The following is a 21,282-nucleotide window of genomic DNA, read 5'->3' on the forward strand; positions in this document are numbered from 1 at the left end:
TAAACGAATAAAAATTAATTTGTTATGCATTTTATTTGTAGTATTAAAAAAAATGCATATTTTTGCACACTCATTTTATGGACAAGCTAAGAAATTACGACGTACACTTTTCGGGATTGAAAACCGGCAGGCACGAGTTCAAATTTGATATAGATAAGGAGTTCTTTCAATTATTTGACACTGAACAAGAGTTTTCGAATCCTAAGATTGAAGTAAATGTGTTACTAGACAAACACACAACTTTTTTAGAATTTGAGATAAATTCAGAAGGTATTGTAGAATTGGTTTGTGACATCACGAACGAAAATTTCTCTTATAATATCAAAAACCAAATTGGTATTTTGGTAAAATTTGGAGAAGAATATGATGACAGCGAAGAAGATGTAATCACAATTCCTACAAACGATCACGCTTTTAATATATCACAATTAATATATGAAACCGTATCACTATCAATACCCATGAAAAAGGTATCACCTAATATAAGTGATGAAGATTTGGAAATACTTGAAAAATTCAGTCCAAAAGAAATAGAAACAGAGAAAGAACACAATAGCGACCCAAGATGGGACGCACTGAAAAATTTAAAGAATAAAAATTAAATAATTTAATGATGAGATGACGAGTCTCATCGCTCATCAATTAAAAAAGTTATTACAAAATGGCACATCCAAAGAGAAGACAGTCGTCTACAAGAAGAGATAAGAGAAGAACTCATTACAAAGCTGTAGTTCCTCAATTGGCTAAAGATGCAGCAACAGGAGAGCTTCACCTTTACCACAGAGCTCACTGGCATGAAGGAAAACTATACTACAGAGGAAAAGTAGTATTAGAAAAAGAAGTAGCTACTACTGAAGAAAACTAAGAGTCGATTTCACCCGAAAACACTCGTTTTAATACAAAAACCGCTCAATTTTGATAAAATTTAGCGGTTTTTTGTTGTTTTTTATGTTTTTTTGGTATCTTTGACCCAAATCAAATATCAATTTTTATGGACATTAAAGACATACAAAATCTTATTAAGTTTGTATCTAAAGCTGAAGTTTCAGAAGTAAAATATAAGACTAAAGATTTCGAAATTACCATTAAAACACCACTTGGAGGTAATGAAGTAAGCTATGTTGCTCAGCCAGCAATGTATCAACAAGCTCCTCAGCATGCTCCAGGCCACGCGCCTGTTGCAGTAACTCCAACTCCGGAAATTACTGAAACAGCATCTGACAATAACAGTAAGTTTGTGACGATAAAATCTCCAATGATCGGAACTTTCTACAGAAAACCATCTCCAGATAAAGATGTTTTTGCCAATGTAGGAGACGAAGTTTCTGTTGGGAAAGTAGTTTGTGTAATAGAAGCAATGAAGTTATTCAACCAAATTGAGTCTGAGGTAAGTGGTAAAATCGTAAAAATTTTAGTTGACGATGCTACTCCGGTAGAATATGACCAACCATTATTCTTAGTAGATCCGTCTTAAAGTATTTTAAATTAAAGATTATAAATTTTAGATGAAAATTGTTTCATTTAAAATAATTTAAAATTCAAAATTTAAAATTTAAAATTTCAGAGAGATGTTCAAAAAAATATTAATTGCCAATCGTGGCGAAATTGCAATGCGTATCCTACGTACTTGTAAAGAAATGGGAATCAAAACTGTTGCGGTATATTCTACTGCAGACAAAGACAGTCTTCACGTAAGATTTGCTGACGAGGCTGTTTGTATTGGCCCTGCAATGAGTAAAGACTCTTACCTTAAAATCCCTAGTATTATTGCTGCTGCAGAGATTACCAATGCAGACGCAATTCACCCAGGATATGGTTTCTTATCTGAAAACGCTAACTTCTCAAGAATCTGCCAGAAAAACGGCATCAAATTTATTGGGGCAAGTCCTGAGCAAATCGAGAGAATGGGAGACAAAGCAAATGCTAAAGCAACCATGAAAGCAGCAAACGTACCTTGTGTGCCAGGTTCTGAAGGTTTAATTGAATCTTACGAGCACGCCGTAAAAACTGCTGAAGAAACTGGCTATCCTGTAATGATTAAAGCAACCGCAGGTGGTGGTGGAAAAGGAATGAGAGCTGTTTGGAAAGCAGAAGACCTTAAAGAACATTGGGAATCTGCAATTCAAGAAGCTGTGGCAGCATTCGGAAACGGAGGTATGTACATGGAAAAACTAATTGAAGAGCCAAGACACATCGAAATTCAGGTTGCTGGTGACCAATTTGGTAAAGCTTGCCACCTTTCTGAAAGAGATTGCTCTGTACAGAGAAGAAACCAGAAATTAACTGAAGAAACCCCTTCCCCATTCATGACAGACGAACTGCGTGAGAAAATGGGTGAGGCAGCAGTGAAAGCGGCAGAATTTATCGGTTATGAAGGTGTAGGTACTATTGAATTCCTTGTAGACAAGCACAGAAATTTCTATTTTATGGAAATGAATACGAGAATTCAGGTAGAGCACCCAATTACTGAGCAGGTTATAGATTATGACTTAATCAGAGAGCAGATTCTTTTGGCAGCAGGAACTCCTATTTCAGGAATCAACCACTTCCCGAAGTTGCACTCAATTGAATGCAGAATCAATGCGGAAGATCCTTACGCAGATTTCAGACCATCACCAGGGAAAATCACAGGATTAAACATTCCTGGCGGACACGGAATTAGAGTAGACACTCACGTGTATTCTGGTTACACCATTCCTTCAAACTACGATTCAATGATTGCTAAATTGATTACTACGGCACAAACCCGTGAAGAAGCGATTGCAAAAATGAAGCGTGCTTTGGAAGAATTCTACGTAGAAGGTGTGAAAACTACAATTCCTTTCCACAGACAGTTGATGGAAGACGAAAGATATCTTTCCGGAAACTACACTACAAAATTCATGGAAGATTTTGTAATGGACAGAAAATATGATAATCACTAAGATTATTTGATATAAATCTAAACCGCCTCAGTGTTGAGGCGGTTTTTTTATTAAATCTGTGTAACGTCAGAAGGCTCCCCAGCTCCCGCACGAATCCTTTCGTGTGGTTTTTTGTTTTAAAACCTCCGCTCCCGCACGAATCCCTTCGTGTGGCTTTTTCTTTTAAAAAATCAATTTCTAAAATTGTTTTATTTTTTATCTTTATAAAAACATACAATGAGGAGTAGAAACTACAAATTCCATAATCCTGAAGGTTTATATTTTATAAGTTTTGCGGTAGTAGGTTGGCTAGATGTATTTATTCGAAATGAATACAAAGACCTATTTCTGGAAAGTGTAAGGTTCTGCCAAAAGAATAAAGGTTTGGGAATTCATGCTTGGTGCATTATGTCAAGCCATGTGCATTTGGTTTTCAGAAGTATAGATGGGCAGAAACCAGAACTTCTTATTGGCGATTTAAAAAGATTTACAAGCAAAGCAATTGTACAAGCGATCAAAGAAAATAATAGAGAAAGCAGAAAAGAATTTCTGCTGGATTACTTTCTTAAAGAAGGTTCAAAAACCTCGAATGTGAGCCAATATCAATTTTGGAGACATGATAATAAACCCATTGAACTATGGAGTAACAAAGTTATTTTCCAAAAAATTAATTATGTACATCAAAATCCTGTGGAAGCAGGTTTGGTTTTTCGTGCAGAAGACTACAGGTACAGCAGTGCTGTAGATTATGCTGATGAAAAAGGTTTGCTAGACAACGTTGTCGTTTTTAGAATGTTTGATTTCTAAGAACGACCACACCAAAGGATTCGTGCGGCAGCGGGGTTTGAGGATTAAGATTAGCATTTTTAAACAGATTGTAAATCTTGCAATTTTCAAAATTGTGAAATTTTTTGTTTTGTGAATAGCCATCATTCTTTGATTAATTAAATAAAGTATCAAATGAAACTCTCCAAAGAAGAAAAAAAATTCTGGTTACTAAATTTCAGGATTGAAAAAGCAGAGAAAATCCCTATTCATTGGGAAATTTTAAAATCAGCAGACTCAGATTATGATGATGATTTTTTTTATTTCTTGAGTTTAAGGGTTGAAATCATCAATGAAATTTATCTTAAAGATTCTCAAATCACAGATCAATCTATAGAATACATGACCCGTTTTAAAGGATTGAAAAATCTATTTCTAAGAAAAAACCGCTTTCTCACAAAATCCTGTATAATTTATTTTAATCAAATGAAAGATTTAGAAAACCTGAATCTTACTGGTACAGAAATCACTTTGACGGATTTGTTTCAAACCCTAAATAACAAAAATCTCAGGGAAGTATTTGTTTCCTCAGAAGAAATAGAAGACAATCTGGAAGAAAAAGCCTTCAGCCTCAAAGAACGAATGCCAAACTGTAATATTTATCTTAATTGCTCGTATTCTACAGACTTTTTTGGAAATCTAGAAAAACCTATTTTTTAAATATCTTTCACTAAAATTGATTATAAAACCATCATTATCTTAAAATCATTTTTCACTACAAAACCGCCGCCTCCGCTGCTACCTACGCTGCCGTACGAATCCATTCGTGTGGCTTTTTTTTAAAAAAAATCAATTTCTAAAATTGTTTTATTTTTTATCTTTATAAAAATATACAATGATGAGCAGAAATTACAAATTCCATGATCTTTGACGTTATATTACAAGTTTTAAACTATCTAAAAAAAGATATAAAATCCAAACCCGAGTCTCACTGTAATAACTTTTTTCCACATTTTTCATTAATTCTGCACAACAGTTCCGAATCTTCATTTTAAACAGAAATTAATTATTGTTGCAAGTTATTTATAATCCTTAAATTTGTAAAAAAGCAAAAAGAATATGTCAACAGCAGAACAATCAAAAAATTCACAATACTTCATTGAGCTCGAAGAAAAACATGGCGCACACAATTACCATCCGCTTCCTGTGGTTTTAGACAAAGGTGAAGGCGTTTTTGTTTGGGACGTTGAAGGAAAAAAATATTACGATTTCCTTTCGGCTTACTCAGCTGTTAATCAAGGACATTCTCACCCAAAAATTGTAGAAGCTTTGGTTAATCAGGCTAAAAAACTGGCTCTAACTTCAAGAGCATTCTACAACTCAAGTTTGGGAGAATACGAGAAAAAAATCACTACTCTTTTCGGTTTTGACAAAGTCTTACCGATGAATTCTGGAGCGGAAGCTGTAGAAACGGCGGTGAAATTAGCAAGAAAATGGAGCTATGAAGTAAAAGGTATTTCAGAAAATGAAGCAAAAATTGTGGTTTGCGAAAATAACTTTCACGGAAGAACCACTACAATTGTTTCTTTCTCAAATGATCCTGATGCCAATAAAAACTACGGGCCTTTCACTCCAGGATTTGTGAAAATTCCTTACAATGACCTTGCGGCCTTAGAAGAAGTTTTAAAAAATGATGCGCAAAATATTGCAGCATTTTTAGTAGAGCCTATTCAGGGAGAAGCGGGAGTTTACGTTCCGGATGATAATTTCCTTAAAAACGCTTCAGAATTATGTAAAAAATACAACGTTCTTTTCATTGCTGATGAAGTTCAAACCGGAATTGCTAGAACGGGAAGGTTAATTGCTTGCCACCATGAAGATGTACAACCCGATATTTTGATCTTAGGAAAAGCACTTTCAGGAGGAATGTATCCTGTTTCTGCAGTTTTAGCGAATGACGAAATTATGAATGTCATCAAACCTGGTCAACACGGTTCTACTTTTGGAGGAAACCCTATTGCCTGCGCTGTTGCCATTGCAGCTTTAGATGTTGTGGCAGACGAAAATTTATCTGAAAGAGCTGAAGAGCTAGGGAAATTATTCAGATCTGAAATTGAAAAAGTGATTCAAAAATCTGATTTGATTACCAAAGTAAGAGGAAAAGGTTTACTAAATGCCATTTTAATAAACGACACCCCAGAAAGCTCAACCGCTTGGAATCTTTGTTTAAAACTAAAAGAAAATGGTCTTTTAGCAAAACCAACTCACGGAAACATCATCAGATTGGCGCCACCGTTGGTTATTACAGAAGAGCAATTGCTGGATTGTGTGAGGATTATTGAGAAGACAATTTTAGAATTTTAATTGATAAAATGAACATAAATAACACTCTACTCGAGTGTTATTTTTTGTTTTATATTTAGTTTTAAAATAAACTGTATTTTTGCTAAAATTAGTGGGTTAAAAATGAAACTTTCAGTTGCAATTATTACTTTCAACGAAGACAGAATTATCGAAAAAACGCTCAGTTCTATTTATCATATCGCTGATGAAATTGTGATTGTAGATAGTTTTTCTACAGACAAAACAGTTGAAATCTGTAAGAATTTTTCAAAAGTAAAATTGATACAGCATACTTTTGAAGGTTTTGGTAAACAAAAAAATTTCGCAATAGATCAATGCTCCGGCGAGTGGATTTTATTTTTAGATGCAGATGAAATTCCGGATGAGATTGCAAAAAGCTCAATTGTGAAAATTATAAGTCAGGAAAAATTAAATTTATCGGTTTTTAACATTGCATTTAATAATATTTTTCTGGGGAAATCCTTGAAATATGGCGGATGGGGAAACATAAAAAGAGAAAGATTATTTCGTAAAGATGCTGGAAGGTATTCGGAAGACATCGTTCACGAATATTTTTTAACCACGGAAAAAATTGGGCTTTTAGAAGGCAATATAAATCATTACACTTATAAAGACATACATCATCATATAGAAAAGTCTAATAAATACACTACGATGATGGCAGAGAAAATGTACAATAGAGGCAAAAAATACAGTGTTTTAAAAATTATTTTCAGTCCTATTTACCAGTTTATCAAATCCTATTTTATTCGTTTAGGTTTTCTTGATGGATTGGTAGGCTATTACGCTGCAAAAACTGCCGGTTTTTATACTTTTCTGAAATATCAAAAATTATACGAATTACATAACGTAAAAAAATAATGTTGCTAAATTTCATAAAAGGGAGTTTGGGAATCTCACACCCTACTGATCTTAGGATTTTAATGTATCATCAGGTAATGACCGAAAAAGATAAGATAGATAATGATCTTACTATTTCGGTAGAAAAGCTTGAAAAGCAACTGATTTATATTAAAGAAAATTTTGAAACCGTTTTCTTTGGAGAACTTGAAGAAAAGAAAGACGTTAAAAACAAGATAATCATCACGTTTGATGATGGTTACTACAATAATTTCATATATCTCATCCCTCTACTTATAAAATATCAACTTAAAGCGGCGATCTGTGTGCCGACAGAGCTCATAGAAAAAGATCTTGAAAACAAGCCGGGTCTTTATATGAGTTTTGAAGAGATAAAATCTTTACCTTCGAAATATGTAGAAATTTGTTTACATAGCCACAGCCACAAAAACTATTCAGAAATGAGTATTGAGGATGCGGAAAATGACATCAAAGAAAACATGAAGTCACTAGAATATCATCAAATAGAGTATTCAAACATTTTGGTTTATCCTTATGGTAAATTCCCTAAAAAAGGATTGCAGAAAAAAAGATTTTTTGCACTTCTAGAAAAGCTCAACATCTCTGCAGCCTTACGAATTGGCAACAACCTCACTTCGTTCCCTTGGAAAAACAAATTCGAAGTAAAAAGAATAAACATGAAAGGAAGTGATAGTTTTACAACTTTTAAGATGAAACTCCGTTATGGCAAAATAAAACTTTAGGATAAAAGTTTCTTATAGAGATATTCATAAGATGCTGACATTTTTTTATAACTGAATTTCAATGCATGCTGATGAAGCTTTTGGGGCAATTCTGGATCATTTTTGTACTGATGAATTCCTTTTAAATAAATAGCATTCATTTTTTCGGGATCAAAATCATCAAAATAAAAAGCGAGAGAACCACCAATTTCTGGCAGACTTGTAAAACGGCTAAGAAAAACCGGCTTCCCAAAATACATTGCCTCCACTGGAGGAATCCCGAAACCTTCTGCTAATGAAGGATGACAATAAGATTCGCAATTTTTTAAAAGAAAATTTTTCTCGTCATTACTTACATTTTCTAGAATATGTACTCTTTTTTCTAATCTAAGAGTTTTAATTTTTTCTAAAAATTTTTCTTTATACTCAGACTTTGCCGCCGAGGTAATCAAGACCAAATCTCTGTCGTTATGCAAAAGCATTTCAAGCAAAACGTGCTGGTTTTTTTTCGGAAATAGAACCCCAATGGTAAGTATGAAATTTTTATCCAAAAAATCATATCTTTTTTCGAAACTCAGATTTTCTTTTTCAGGGAATATTAAACCATTGTAAATCACCTCTATCTCTACATCTTTTTTCAGCGTAAATAAATGTTTATTTTTAATAAAATTATCTTTCACAAATTCTGAAATGCAAACAATAGCATCTGCATTACCTATGTTTTTTTGAACTAATTTCTTAGATTTCATCATTTTTTTTGCCGAACTCCCATCATGAAGAAAGTTCAAATCGTGCAGGGTGACAACCTTTTTCTGAACTTTATTTTTAGCATGAAAATAATCTGAGAGCTGATGCGTTACATGAATCAAAGCATACTTTGAAGTATGAATTTTAATTTTTTTCTGCCAAAACTTCCATGCAACAATATTAAAGTTTCCGTTCAAGAAAGGTAATTTTTTTTTCGGACCATATAAAGTGTACTGAAATTCATTCAAACTATTTCCTAAACCTTTAATTAGAGATATACATACATTTGCAATTCCAGATTTGGGATATTTTAGTCTTTCGACATCGATAAGGATGTTCTTTTTCATTAAAAAAGGGAGCTTTACCCCAAAAGTAGAAATTTAAACTTTAAAATCTTTACTTTTGTTATATGAAATCGCTATATTTTGTAAATACGAATATCAATAAATATTCTGCTTTTGCATGTGGCATTTAAAAAAAATAAGCAGCTGCACATGAAAATTTGTTTAATCAGTTTTGATTTTTGGCATTATGATGAACATATCGTAAACAAACTAAAAGAAAAAGGTATTGAAGCCACCCATATAAATATTGGAGCTTTTACTCATAAAAATTTTGGTGCGAGAATAAAAAATACAATAAGTAAAGTTTTCTTTGGTAAAAACTTAAAACATGAGAACAGACAAAAATTCATAATAGACTCGCTCCAAAAAATAGGTAAACAAGACCAGATTCTAGTCATCAATCCTGAAGCTATAGAAGAGAAAACACATAAAATAATCCGAAAATATACAGACAGAAATATCGCTTACTTGTATGATAGTATGCTTAGAAACCCAGCACATCATATTCTTCACTTTTTTGATACGGTGTTTTCGTTTGATGATGAAGATGTAAAAAAATTTGGCTTCAAAAAAATCAACAATTACAATTACCTAAAACACATCTCTGCAGAACAACAAAGCCCAGAATTTGATCTTTTCTATATCACTTCTTATGATAAAACAAGAATTTTAAGACTTGTAAAACTCAACATAAAGACAAGCGATTTAAAAATTAAATTCAAAGCCATCATTGCAGGAAAAAAAAGCTGGAAGAAGCAACTTCAACAGATTTTTGACAAAAAACTAGTGAAAAGTCTACAATTTCGCAGAACTAATATTTCGCAATCTGAAGTTTTACGATATTACGAAAACTCAAAAGCTATTTTAGATTTTCAGCGAAATCATCAATCTGGTCTTAGTTTTCGGGTTTTCGAGGCGATGGCATTGGAGAAAAAATTCATTACAGACAATGCAGATATTAAAAATTACGATTTTTATAATCCTGAAAATATTTTGATTTTAAATAGTGATTTTAGTAATATAGAAAAATCATTTTTTGAATCTGTTTATCAAAAAATTCCTGAGGAAATTTACTATAAATACACGTTGGATAATTGGGTAGAAACCGTTTTTAATTTTAATAAATGAGCAGTATAAAGAAACTCCTTATTGTAACAAAAGAATATAAATGCTCTCAAAACTTAAAGGTTGGAGGAACTGGTGTATTTTATAAAAACCTTTGTGAAGAATTTGCTAAAAACGGTATATCACCTCATGTATTTTTAATTTCAAAAAAAAAATTTGATCTTATAGAAAATGGCGTAACAATACATTCTATCAAAGATATTTTTAAAGGAAATCCATTCCTTGAAATCATACGCTCTTTAACAGGAAAAATAGCATTTCTTGAAAACCTACACTTTAAAATTTATCTTTTTGAAAAGAAGCTCATTAAAAATAAAATTCAAAATTATATAAATAAAAATCATCACGATTTTGATATTGCAGAAACACATGATTTTGACGGATTGGCTCTTTCTATACCAGAAAACCTAACTTCTGTTATCCGTTGTCATGGTTCTTGGTCTGTACTTGAAAGATATTTCGGATATAAGAAAGTACATAAAGGCAGAATTTTTTGTGAGCAAGTAGCCATGCAAAAAGCTAAAAACGTTATAGCAATATCCGAATACAACAGAAGAATCAACAAAGAATTATTTGGTATAAATGATGCAGAACTCATCTATAACGGCATTGATGAGAATTTCTACAAGCCTATTTTGAATTCTGAAATTATTCCTCAATCTATCTTTTATTTCGGAAATGTATCTTATGAAAAAGGTGCAGATACGATTATTGAGCATTTTGTAAAAATCAAAAAAAAATACCCTAAAAGCACTCTTCATTTTGTAGGCAATCCCAACGGCTATGAAAAACATATACCCCAAATCATCAGCGAGTTATATGTAAGAAATTCAATAGTTTTTCATGGGAGCAAAAATAATCATGAAATGGTAGAGTTACTGAGCAAAGCTGATGTGGTATGTTTTCCTTCTAAGGGAGAAAATTTTAGTTTATCTTTGTTAGAAGTTATGGCATTGCAAAAGCCAGTTATCTGCTCGGAAATAGATTCTTTTACAGAAATCATAAAAGACTCAGAAAACGGAATGATTGCTTATGGAGACAACTTTTATAAAAAAATTGATCTTCTTTTTGAAAGCTTTGCTTTGAAAAATACAATCGCAACAAATGCCAGAGAGACAGTTAAACAAAATTTTACAATTAATAAACTGATTGCTAAAACATTATATTATTACAAAAAAATTAAATGAAAGATTACTCTTCCCCTTTTATAGTAGAATTTCCAAAAATCGGAGGTCCGGAACTAGGCTATATTTCAGTTGCTGAAAAAGAAAACCTGCCGTTTGTACCTAAACGAATATATTGGACGTATTTTACTCCAGAAGAAGTTGAAAGAGGAGGTCATTCTCATTTTGACCTGCATCAAATTCTAATTGCAGTTTCTGGACGAATAGAGGTTACTACAGAATTGTTATCTGGAGAAAAAAACACTTTCATACTTGAAAGACCAAACATGGGCCTTTTTATCCCGAAGATGTGCTGGAGAAACATGAAATACAGCCACAATGCCGTACAGATTTGTATTGCAAGTAACGAATACGATGAAAAAGATTACATTAGAGATTATTCTGAATTTTTAGGACATGGACGTAAATGAGCAAATTGAAAATTTAGAAAAACAACTTTTAAAGCTCAGAAAAAAATATTACATTAAATCTTTTTTCAGAAAAGCAAAAAGACTTGTAACTGATTTTTTACCATTAGATTCTATACCTTTTCAGAATTATAAAGAGAAATTTGTAGTTGAAGAAGCAAATACTATTGAAATTTTTTTGCCCAAAACTTTTGATCAACCTCAAGCATCAATAGAAAAAACCATCAATAGCGTTGAAATTTTCGCACTACAAGACGTGTACTGCATACCAGATTCTACCTATTTTCTAAATCTTAAAAAAGATAAAATCTATTATGAAAAATGGCATGATGACAGCAGAATACATTATTTGTACAATACAAAAAATCTCATACAACATGGGGTAACATTAGCTAAAGTACAAAATCACAAAATAAAGCATTTTGATACTGAAGCAATATTTTTAGGTGGCATTTTCACGTTCAATTACTATCACTTTTTTATTGAAATTTTATCTAAAACTGAATTCTTTAAAACTATTCCAGATTATAAGAACAAAATTATTGTTGTAGATTCTTGTGTAGATAATAATCAGAATATGAAAGACTTATTATCTTTCTTCACAAAAGACTGCAAAATTGTTTTTTTAAATAGTGCTAGTTATTATCATTTTAAAACGCTTTGGCACATTACAAGCCCCAGCTACACTATCCCAAATGTGGCCACCGGCTCACGGTACGAAGCTGGATTTTCAAGATTTTCAAAAAAATCTCTGGCATATTTAAGACAAAAATGTTTTGAAAACTTTGATTATCAACAAGTGAAAATTGAGGTGGTAAAAAAGATTTTCATTTCACGAAAATCTCAGTTTAGAAAATACAATGAGCAGGAAATCTTAGGCGTTTCTCAGAAATATGGCTTTACAGAAGTTTTTTTTGAAGACCTTAACATTCATGAACAAATATTCATCATTAATAACGCTGATTATATTATAGGCCCCAGTGGTGCTGCCTGGACCAACCTGCTTTTTGCTAAAGATGGTGCTAAAGGCCTGGCTTGGCTAAGCTCAGTATGGGGAGATTTTTCCGTATTTTCTACTATAGCAAAAATGGTTAATTTTGATTTGAATTTTTTCATCTACCCACAAATAACTGATGATTTTCATGAAGATTTCATATTAGATTCTGAAATATTCGAAAAACATTTAGAAAAACTATTACAATTATGATAAAAATACATCCTACAGCAGAGGTTTTAAGCAAAAAAATTGGTGAAAACACCATGATTTGGCAGTATTGTGTGATTTTATCTGACGCAGTAATTGGCGAAAACTGCAATATAAATTATAATGTTTTTATAGAAAATAAAGTGAAAATTGGCAATAATGTCACAATAAAGCCAGGAGTTCAAATATGGGACGGTATTACTATTGAAGATGAAGTTTTTATAGGACCCAACGTTACATTTACTAATGACAAAAATCCTGTATCGAAAAATACAGATTTTATACTTCTGGAAACACTGGTAGAAAAAGGGGTTTCTATTGGCGCAAATGCTACCATATTACCAGGAATTACTTTAGGCGCAAATGCTGTAATAGGCGCGGGAAGCGTGGTGACTAAAAACGTTCCTGCCAATGAAACTTGGTTTGGAAACCCTGCTAAAAAGTTTGAAAAGTGAAAAATGGATTTTTAAGCATTATCTTTTATAGTATTTTTATAGTTTTTGTAGGATTCTCTATTTTTGTAGGATTTGATGTTTTAGATTCCGGATATATTTTATCTTTATCAAAAAAGATAAATGATGGGCAAGTAATTTATAAAGACTTCGATTACGTAAGACCTTTTGGAACACCTGTATTTTGGGCTCTTATCTTAAAACCTTTTTACGGTATTCAGAATCATTTTTTTATTTTGTGCAGAATTTTTGTTCTTCTGCAATTTTTTATAATCGCTTATAATATTTCAAGAGTTTTCTTTAAATGTGACTCTTGGGACAGGAGGATGTTTTTAAGTATTCCGTTACTGGCAATGCTCAATATCAATATATTTCCCATAATGCCTTGGCATACTATTGATGGTGTTTTTCTGCTAAGTTTTTCACTATACTATTTACATAAAAAAAATATTTTGCTCGCATTTTTATTTTCTTTATTTGCTGCTTCTACCAAACAATCATTTTTTTTACTCCCCATCTTAGTACTGGCTTTTTCTGTTTTCTTTAAAAATCAGATAAATTTAAAATGCAATATAAAATTGGGGATATTGACATTAATTAGTTTATGCCTCATTTTATATTATAAAATCCCAGAAGGAATCTCGTATTACGAAAGCGGAACAGAAGGAAAAAATCAAAACATGCTGTATCTGGTAGGTATAAAAATGTATTTGAACTCTTACAAGTATTTTTTTCCTTTCTTCATCAGTCTTATAATTTCATCCGTTTTATGGTTCACTAGAAAAACAACTGCCTTTTTTGAGGTAACTTTACTTTTCATACTTCTACTTTCTTTTTCGATACCGTTTTACCATTGGCTATATGATATTATAGCAAAAAGGGATGCAAGCAATTATACAATACTGAGCTCTATTAATGGCTTGTTACCACTCTGCATGTTTTATCAAATCATACAATTTTTCAGAACAAAAAACACGCAAGAAAAATACAGTATCTCTATAGGTCTTTTTGCTGTAATGATTGCCTGGTCGTCTTCTATCTCGTGGGGAGCAAATAATATTTTGCTAGCTCTTCCTTTTCTTTTGATCAATACAGATAGCAATACACTTTTTGATAAAAAATATATTCCTATACTTATTTCCCTACTTTTGTTTACTCTCAGAATCATTAATCCTTATATGGAAAAAAATTTCACAGAAAGTACGTTTTCAAAAATAGTAAATACACCAATCTACTCAGGAATTTATACCAACACAAAAAATATTATTTTTTTGAATGAAAGTAAAGAAATTACTAAAAAATATAAAGATGTAATCTTCTTACCCGGGTTTCCCGCAGCATCATTTATGTTTGAAAAAACAAAAAACAGGATGCCTTGGGAAATGAATGTGGAATATGTAAATTACAAAAAAGATTTATCTTTGCTGCAAAAGAAAAATCTATATTTTATCTTAGAAAAAAAATCTTTTGAGGATGACTCATCCAGCTTCTATGGTAGTAAATTTACAGACATCGTAAAGGCAAAACGGGTAATAATAGATTCTACTTCAAATTTTTATATCTATAAATAAGAAAAACTAAGTAACACTAAAATTCATCAAATGGAAATTAAATTTTTAGACATCCAAAAAATAAATTTACAGCATCAAAAAGAAATTGAAGCGGCATTGGTAAAAACGTTCCAAAGTGGCTGGTATCTTTTGGGTGAAGAAGTTAAAAATTTCGAAAAAAACCTTTCAAAATACATTGGTGCAAGTCATATTATTGGAACAGCAAATGGTCTCGATGCTTTAAGGCTTATATTACGAGCTTACATAGAATTAGGCATTATGAATAAAGGTGACGAAATCATAGTTCCTGCCAATACTTATATCGCCTCAGTTCTAGCCATTACAGACAATAATTTGGTACCAGTTTTCGTAGAGCCTGATATTAATACCTATAATATTTCTGTTGAACAGATAGAAAAAAAGATCAACTCCAAAACAAAAGGTATTATGATTGTACACCTCTATGGAAGAGTAATCTTCAGTGATGAGCTTAGAGGTATTGCAGAAAAACATAATCTAAAAATCATAGAAGATAATGCACAGGCAATAGGAGCAGATTACAATGGCATTAAAACCGGAAATCTTGGCGATGCAGCGGGTTTCAGCTTTTATCCTGGTAAAAATCTTGGTGCTTTGGGTGATGGAGGCGCCGTTTCTACTAATGATTCTGAACTTGCAAATACAATAAGGTCGATTGCAAATTATGGTTCTAGCAAAAAATACATCAATGAGTACAAAGGTTTAAATTCTCGTTTAGACGAAATACAAGCAGCAGTATTGGATATAAAATTAAAATATATTGATTCAGAAAATGAGAGAAGACGAGAAATTGCAAATAAATATTCTAAAAAAATAACCAACAGTAAAATTATATTACCTGAAATTCCAGAAAATGGAAATGAGCACGTATGGCACCTTTATACCATAAGATGTAATAATAGAGAACTTTTACAAAATTATCTGCAAGAAAACGGGATTCAGACATTAATACATTACCCGATTCCACCACATAAACAAGAATGCTACACAGAATTCTCTCACTTATCTTTACCTGTAACAGAAAAAATTCATACTGAAATTTTGAGCTTACCGATAAGTCCAGTTTTAGAAGACTCTGCAATAGATTATATTATAGAAAAGATCAATAAATTTTAATAATGGCAGAACAGCCTTTTGTAAGCATTGTTATAATCACTATGAATCACGAAAAATTCATAGAACAAGCTTGTCTGTCTGCTATGTCTCAGACTTATGCAAATTACGAGATTATTTTTTTGGATAATGCTTCGAAAGATAAAACCTACGAAATTGCAGAAAAAACTTTAGCAAAATTTGATAAAAAATACAAACTGATAAGAAACACAGAAAATTTTGGTGTTGCAAAAAACTTGAATATTTTAGTATCTTATTCTTCAGGTGATTATATTTCTATATTATCTGGTGATGATTGGTATACCCCTAATAATTTAGCAGAAAAAGTAGATTTTATACAAGAAGAAAAAGTAGATTTTGTACTGACTGACGGTTTCAAATACTATGAGAATGAAAAAAAGACAACAAATGCCTATCCTGAAAAAGATAAAAAAAATTTAATAGATAACATCAACAATTTCTTTCACCTCAATGTTGCTGAAAACATATCTGTAAATGTAGGTACATTTGTCAAAAGACAACTTCTGGTAGATTACCCTTTTGATGAAGATATTAATACCGAAGATTGGGATATGAATCTCCGTCTTACTTCAAAAGGTTATAAAATAGGTTTTCTAGACAAAAAACTGTTTTACTATAGGATACTTTCTACAAGTTTATCCAGAAACTGGAAAATCATGAAAGACTCCTATGAAAAAGTGACAGACAAATACCTTCCATACATTAAAAAAGACAAACTTCTTTATAAAAAATACAAACTTAAACTACTCCACTTCAAATACGAAATTCTTATTTCTGAAGCTAAGTCTTCAGATGAAATAGAAAGATTAAAAATAGAATGGAAAAAAGAAAAATATAAAACTAAACATTCTAATCCTATTATTTTATTTTTCAAACTTTTAATTTCCAAAAAATAAATTGCTTACCAACTTAATAAGACTCTTCACCCAACATCACAATATCATCCTCACCAAAGTCTTCAGCCTATTTCTCGCATTTTATTTGTGCTTCTTTTTTACAAATATATAGATTACGCCAAAAAAAAGCCAATAACGAACTTGTAAAAACATTCTAAAAACGTTTAATTTTGAGTAAATTTGCACCTTAATTTCTAAGAAATGAATAAAGTAAGAGTCCGTTTTGCTCCAAGTCCTACAGGGCCGTTGCATTTGGGAGGTGTAAGAACTGCGTTGTATGATTATCTTTTTGCTAAAAATCAGGGCGGAGAATTTGTATTGAGAATAGAAGACACCGATACTGCAAGATACGTAGAAGGAGCCGAAGAATACATTGAGGAAGCCTTGGAATGGTGCGGAATCATCCCCGATGAAAGCCCTAAAAAAGGTGGGAAATTTGCCCCATACAGACAATCTGAAAGAAGAGACATTTACGACAGATATACGGAGCAAATTTTAAAAACAGATTACGCTTATATTGCTTTTGATACTGCAGAAGAACTAGACGCCATCCGTGCTGAATATGAGGCCAAAGGAGATGTTTTTTCTTATGACAATAAAACCAGAAATCGTTTAAAAAACAGCCTTGCTCTTTCTGCAGAGGAAGTTCAAAAATTACTGGATGAAAAAACACCTTATGTAGTAAGATTTAAAATGCCAGTGGATCGAACTTTAGGCTTGGTAGATATCATCAGAGGGAATTCTGCAGTAAACACAGATGCTTTAGACGATAAAGTTTTAGTGAAAAATGACGGAATGCCAACGTACCATTTTGCCAACATCATAGATGACCACGAAATGGAAATCACACATGTGATTCGTGGTGAAGAGTGGCTACCTTCTTTAGGTTTACATATTTTATTATATGAAGCAATGGGTTGGGAAGCACCTCAATTTGCCCACCTTTCTTTGATTTTAAAACCAGAAGGAAAAGGAAAATTAAGCAAAAGAGACGGTGACAAATTCGGATTCCCTGTATTTCCGTTAAATTTCACCGATCCTGCAACCGGAAATATTTCCAAGGGCTATAGAGAAAGCGGTTATTTACCCGAAGCTTTCATCAATATGGTGGCGCTATTAGGCTGGTCTCCTGCGGATGATAAAGAAATTTTATCTTTGGATGAAATGGCGAAAGAATTTGATTTAAATAAGGTTCATAAGGCCGGAGCAAGATTCAGTAAAGAAAAATCTGAGTGGTTTAATCATCAATATATTCAATTAAAATCTGACAAAGAATTATTAAATATTCTAAAAAATTCAGATTTAAATTTAAATATTGAAGACGAAAAACTAGTAAAGGTGATTCATTTAATGAAAGAAAGAGCCACATTCCCGAAAGATATTTACGACAACGGGAAATTCTTTTTCGAAGCACCAATTTCTTACGATGAAAAAGCATCAAAAAAAGCTTGGAACGAAGAAACTTCCAATCTTTTGACAGAATTTTCTGCCATGCTGAGCAAAGTTGAACTATTCACTTCAGAAAACATCAAACAAAGCTTACACGATTTCGCAGAAAACAAAGGCATTGGAATGGGAAAAGTAATGATGCCATTGCGTTTAGCTTTGGTAGGAGAATTGAAAGGACCAGACGTTCCAGATATTTTGGAACTCGTTGGAAAAGAAGAAAGTATCGCAAGAATAAGCAATGCAATAAATAATTTTAAATAAAATTTCATAATTTTTCATACATTTGAAAGATTAATTTACTTCAAGAATGGAATATTTAAGTTTCGAACTTCCTATAAAAGAGCTAATGGATCAGTATCAAACCTGTTCGTTGGTAGGAGAAGAAAGTGGTGTTGATGTAAAATTAGCATGCAGCCAAATCGAAGACAAGATCAGAGATACAAAGAAAGAGATTTATGGAAATCTTACTCCTTGGCAGAGAGTACAGCTATCGCGTCATCCGAATCGCCCATACACCTTAGATTACATCAACGGTATGGTAGACAAAGGCAGTTTTCTGGAGCTTCATGGCGATAGAAATTTTGCTGATGACCCTGCACTAATTGGTGGATTAGCAACACTAGACGGCCAGAGAATTATGATTCTTGGTACCCAAAAAGGAAGAACCACCAAAGAAAGACAACACAGAAGATTCGGAATGCCGAATCCTGAAGGATACAGAAAAGCCTTGAGACTAATGAAGCTTGCAGAAAAATTCAAAATTCCTGTAGTTACTTTGGTTGATACTCCGGGAGCATATCCTGGTTTGGAAGCCGAAGAAAGAGGACAAGGTGAAGCGATTGCAAGAAACATTTTTGAAATGACCATGCTTAAAACTCCAATTTTTACCTACATCATTGGTGAAGGAGCGAGTGGTGGTGCATTAGGAATTGGCGTAGGAAACAAAGTGTATATGCTAGAAAACACTTGGTACACGGTAATTGCACCAGAAAGTTGCTCTTCTATTCTTTGGAGAAACTGGGATCATAAGGAAGATGCAGCCAATGCTCTAAACCTTACTCCAAATGATGCATTGAGAGAAAAATTTATCGACGGAATTATTGAAGAACCACTTGGTGGTGCTCATTATGACCCAGAGACAACCTATCTCAATTTAAAAGCTTCAATTTTACAGAATATTAAAGCATTCTCTAAATTTACAGGCAAAGAGTTAGAAACTCATAGACAAGATAAGTTTATTGCGATGGGGCAGTTTAAGGGATAAAAAAAGGTAGCTGAGAAATTTTCAGCTACCTTTTTTTTATGAGTTTGTCTAGTCCTGAAATAGTATATCATTTATGATCTACTTGCAATTTCACAAACTTTAGAAACAAACATCAAAGATTTTTTTTGATTCTAAAACAGAGACAAACAAAAAGCGGTTAAGAAATATTTCTCAACCGCTATTTGTTTGCTTTTGGCGATATTCTATTCGCTTACGCTCAATTGCAACTCAATATCTTTCGAGATCTTTTTTAGTGAAGAATATTTCGCATCACAAACCATTGTGGTTAAAACATATTCTCCCTTCTCTACCATAACATAATTTTGCCCGTTCGCCGGAACATTCAGATTATAATATTTTTTACCAGTAATTTTTACAATCAGATTACATTTTGATTTGTTTTTAATATTGATATAGGCATTAGGATCAGCATCATCGTGATTGAAAATATGCGAAAGATAATCTGCCGTTCTTTTATGCTCTGCAGTAGGCCCCACCTTTTTGCTGCCGACACTGGCGTAATTTGAAACCTTTTTCGGCTCAGAATTGGAAGCTACGGATTGGCTATTTGTATTTTTATTGCCAGTAAGTTTCTCCACTTTATCTCTACTCATGGGGGTAATGGTAGGCTTGGCTTCCGGAGAGTTGTCTGCCATGATGATTTCAATTAATTTTCGTTTAAAAAAATCTGTTTTGGCATGCCCAGGATTTTGCTTTAAAAAACCTGCTATTATTCTTGCTTCTTTTGAGCTTTCAGCATCTTGTTCTGTGTATATAATGAGAACTTCTTTTTCTGAAACAGCCTTAGATTTTGATTTTTTCTTTTTTTGAGAAAAACCCAAACTAAAAATACAGACAAAAAGAATTATAAATATTTTCTTCATCAAAAAATTATTAAAAAATTATCAAATAAATACTATAACGCAAAAAGTCATTTTTTAGTTTATCATTAAAACATTATCTTTGCGCCACAAAATTTAAACGAATATAGTCAATTATAAATTTAAATAAAAAATAATAGATATTATGTCTTATACACCAGTAGCTGCAGACGTAGCAAAATTGAGAAACCAAACCGGTGCAGGAATGATGGACTGCAAGAAAGCTTTAGTAGAAGCTGAAGGAGATTTCGAAAAAGCGGTTGATATCCTTAGAAAAAAAGGACAGAAAGTTGCAGCAAACAGAGCAGACAGAGATTCTTCTGAAGGAGCTGTAATTGCAAGAGTAAACGAAGATAATACTTTAGGTGTTATTATTTCTTTAAACTGCGAGACTGACTTTGTTGCTAAAAACGAAGCGTTCATCGTATTGGCTTACGAAATTGCTGAAATGGCTATTTTCGCTGCTACTAAAGAAGAATTATTGGCTACAGCTTTCCACGGAATGACTGTTGGTGAGAAATTAATCGAGCAAACTGGAGTTATCGGAGAGAAAATAGAAATCGGTGTTTTCGAAAGAATTACAGGACCTTTCTTGGGAGCTTACATCCACGCTGGTAACAAAATTGCTGCTATCACTGCACTTTCTGCAAAGGTAGAAGGATCTGACGAAGCTGCTAAATCTGTTTCTATGCAAGCGGCTGCTATGAACCCTATTGCACTTGATGAAACTTCTGTTTCTCAAGAAACTATCGACAAAGAATTGGAAATAGAAAGACACAAACTTACTGAAGAAGGTAAGCCTGCTAATATTATCGACAATATCTTGAAAGGTAAAATGCAGAGATTTTACAAAGACAATACTTTGGTACACCAAGATTTCATCAAAGACAGTTCTATTTCTGTTGCTGATTACGTGAAATCTGTAAATTCTGATCTTAAAGTAACAGGATTTATCAGAGTTAGCTTATAGTAACTTTTTTAAGCTTTAAAA

Annotated in this window: 22 protein-coding genes; 20 read left to right on the forward strand and 2 right to left on the reverse strand. The window is 32.5% G+C overall.

The annotated features are described in order from the left end of the window. Nucleotides 1-77: 77 nt before the first annotated feature. The 9 genes from BW939_RS11540 (at nt 78) to BW939_RS11580 (ending at nt 7,636) form a co-directional block, all read left to right on the forward strand. On the forward strand, nt 78-602 hold the full coding sequence (locus BW939_RS11540; RefSeq protein ID WP_076452169.1) for a YceD family protein: 525 nt from the start codon (nt 78-80) through the stop codon (nt 600-602). A gap of 59 nt (nt 603-661) precedes the next feature. After that, nucleotides 662-865, forward strand: coding sequence for a 50S ribosomal protein L32 (gene rpmF / locus BW939_RS11545; RefSeq protein ID WP_039365059.1), 204 nt, complete (start codon nt 662-664; stop codon nt 863-865). 126 nt (nt 866-991) lie between these two features. After that, nucleotides 992-1,474: an acetyl-CoA carboxylase biotin carboxyl carrier protein gene (gene accB / locus BW939_RS11550; protein ID WP_076452170.1), complete on the forward strand. Its 483-nt coding sequence runs from the start codon at nt 992-994 to the stop codon at nt 1,472-1,474. A gap of 94 nt (nt 1,475-1,568) precedes the next feature. Continuing rightward, entirely contained in the window at nt 1,569-2,924 is a 1,356-nt protein-coding gene (accC, locus tag BW939_RS11555; protein WP_076452171.1) for an acetyl-CoA carboxylase biotin carboxylase subunit, read from the forward strand. Between the two features lie 216 nt (nt 2,925-3,140). Continuing rightward, nucleotides 3,141-3,710 carry an REP-associated tyrosine transposase gene (locus tag BW939_RS11560; protein WP_076452172.1) on the forward strand — a complete coding sequence of 190 codons (570 nt, stop codon included), beginning with the start codon at nt 3,141-3,143 and terminating at the stop codon, nt 3,708-3,710. Between the two features lie 153 nt (nt 3,711-3,863). Beyond that, entirely contained in the window at nt 3,864-4,388 is a 525-nt protein-coding gene (locus tag BW939_RS11565; RefSeq protein ID WP_076452173.1) for a hypothetical protein, read from the forward strand. Between the two features lie 399 nt (nt 4,389-4,787). Further along, nucleotides 4,788-6,032, forward strand: coding sequence for an ornithine--oxo-acid transaminase (rocD, locus tag BW939_RS11570; RefSeq protein WP_076452174.1), 1,245 nt, complete (start codon nt 4,788-4,790; stop codon nt 6,030-6,032). A 102-nt stretch (nt 6,033-6,134) separates the two neighbouring features. Then, nucleotides 6,135-6,893 carry a glycosyltransferase family 2 protein gene (locus tag BW939_RS11575; protein ID WP_076452175.1) on the forward strand — a complete coding sequence of 253 codons (759 nt, stop codon included), beginning with the start codon at nt 6,135-6,137 and terminating at the stop codon, nt 6,891-6,893. Continuing rightward, entirely contained in the window at nt 6,893-7,636 is a 744-nt protein-coding gene (locus BW939_RS11580; RefSeq protein ID WP_084566649.1) for a polysaccharide deacetylase family protein, read from the forward strand. Before BW939_RS11575 ends, BW939_RS11580 begins: the two co-directional genes overlap by 1 nt. Here BW939_RS11580 and BW939_RS11585 read toward each other — a convergent pair. Further along, nucleotides 7,633-8,709 (reverse strand): glycosyltransferase family 4 protein, encoded by a 1,077-nt coding sequence (locus BW939_RS11585; RefSeq protein ID WP_076452177.1) that lies wholly within the window; start codon nt 8,707-8,709, stop codon nt 7,633-7,635. The two genes, BW939_RS11580 and BW939_RS11585, sit on opposite strands and share 4 nt — an antisense overlap. A 147-nt stretch (nt 8,710-8,856) precedes the next feature. On the opposite strand from BW939_RS11585, the gene BW939_RS11590 reads away from it, so the two are divergent. The 10 genes from BW939_RS11590 (at nt 8,857) to BW939_RS11635 (ending at nt 19,410) form a co-directional block, all read left to right on the forward strand. Then, the gene (locus BW939_RS11590; RefSeq protein ID WP_076452178.1) at nt 8,857-9,834 is read left to right on the forward strand and encodes a WaaS/CpsH family glycosyltransferase; all 978 of its coding nucleotides are present in this window, start codon (nt 8,857-8,859) and stop codon (nt 9,832-9,834) included. After that, a complete protein-coding gene (locus BW939_RS11595; RefSeq protein ID WP_076452179.1) occupies nt 9,831-11,018 on the forward strand; it encodes a glycosyltransferase family 4 protein in 1,188 nt (395 codons plus the stop codon). Before BW939_RS11590 ends, BW939_RS11595 begins: the two co-directional genes overlap by 4 nt. Then, nucleotides 11,015-11,425: a sugar 3,4-ketoisomerase gene (locus BW939_RS11600; RefSeq protein ID WP_076452180.1), complete on the forward strand. Its 411-nt coding sequence runs from the start codon at nt 11,015-11,017 to the stop codon at nt 11,423-11,425. The genes BW939_RS11595 and BW939_RS11600 overlap by 4 nt, the downstream gene beginning before the upstream one ends. After that, nucleotides 11,412-12,629 carry a glycosyltransferase family 61 protein gene (locus BW939_RS11605; protein WP_076452181.1) on the forward strand — a complete coding sequence of 406 codons (1,218 nt, stop codon included), beginning with the start codon at nt 11,412-11,414 and terminating at the stop codon, nt 12,627-12,629. Before BW939_RS11600 ends, BW939_RS11605 begins: the two co-directional genes overlap by 14 nt. Next, nucleotides 12,626-13,081, forward strand: a complete 456-nt coding sequence (locus BW939_RS11610) for an N-acetyltransferase (RefSeq protein ID WP_076452182.1) — start codon at nt 12,626-12,628, stop codon at nt 13,079-13,081. Before BW939_RS11605 ends, BW939_RS11610 begins: the two co-directional genes overlap by 4 nt. Then, a complete protein-coding gene (locus BW939_RS11615; RefSeq protein ID WP_076452183.1) occupies nt 13,078-14,649 on the forward strand; it encodes a hypothetical protein in 1,572 nt (523 codons plus the stop codon). The genes BW939_RS11610 and BW939_RS11615 overlap by 4 nt, the downstream gene beginning before the upstream one ends. A gap of 30 nt (nt 14,650-14,679) precedes the next feature. Then, the gene (locus tag BW939_RS11620; protein WP_076452184.1) at nt 14,680-15,783 is read left to right on the forward strand and encodes a DegT/DnrJ/EryC1/StrS family aminotransferase; all 1,104 of its coding nucleotides are present in this window, start codon (nt 14,680-14,682) and stop codon (nt 15,781-15,783) included. A 2-nt stretch (nt 15,784-15,785) separates the two neighbouring features. Beyond that, entirely contained in the window at nt 15,786-16,697 is a 912-nt protein-coding gene (locus tag BW939_RS11625; RefSeq protein WP_076452185.1) for a glycosyltransferase family 2 protein, read from the forward strand. A 201-nt stretch (nt 16,698-16,898) separates the two neighbouring features. Beyond that, the gene (gene gltX, locus BW939_RS11630) at nt 16,899-18,407 is read left to right on the forward strand and encodes a glutamate--tRNA ligase (RefSeq protein WP_076452186.1); all 1,509 of its coding nucleotides are present in this window, start codon (nt 16,899-16,901) and stop codon (nt 18,405-18,407) included. 46 nt (nt 18,408-18,453) lie between these two features. Beyond that, nucleotides 18,454-19,410, forward strand: coding sequence for an acetyl-CoA carboxylase carboxyltransferase subunit alpha (locus BW939_RS11635; RefSeq protein ID WP_076452187.1), 957 nt, complete (start codon nt 18,454-18,456; stop codon nt 19,408-19,410). Nucleotides 19,411-19,613: 203 nt separating this feature from the next. On the opposite strand, the gene BW939_RS11640 is transcribed toward BW939_RS11635, so the two are convergent. Beyond that, nucleotides 19,614-20,294 carry a DUF6759 domain-containing protein gene (locus BW939_RS11640; protein WP_076452188.1) on the reverse strand — a complete coding sequence of 227 codons (681 nt, stop codon included), beginning with the start codon at nt 20,292-20,294 and terminating at the stop codon, nt 19,614-19,616. 142 nt (nt 20,295-20,436) lie between these two features. Between BW939_RS11640 and tsf the strand changes: the two genes are divergently transcribed. After that, the gene (gene tsf / locus BW939_RS11645) at nt 20,437-21,261 is read left to right on the forward strand and encodes a translation elongation factor Ts (protein ID WP_076452189.1); all 825 of its coding nucleotides are present in this window, start codon (nt 20,437-20,439) and stop codon (nt 21,259-21,261) included. Nucleotides 21,262-21,282 lie beyond the last annotated feature (21 nt).

It is taken from the genome of Chryseobacterium piscicola, assembly GCF_900156685.1.
Lineage (GTDB): Bacteria > Bacteroidota > Bacteroidia > Flavobacteriales > Weeksellaceae > Chryseobacterium > Chryseobacterium piscicola.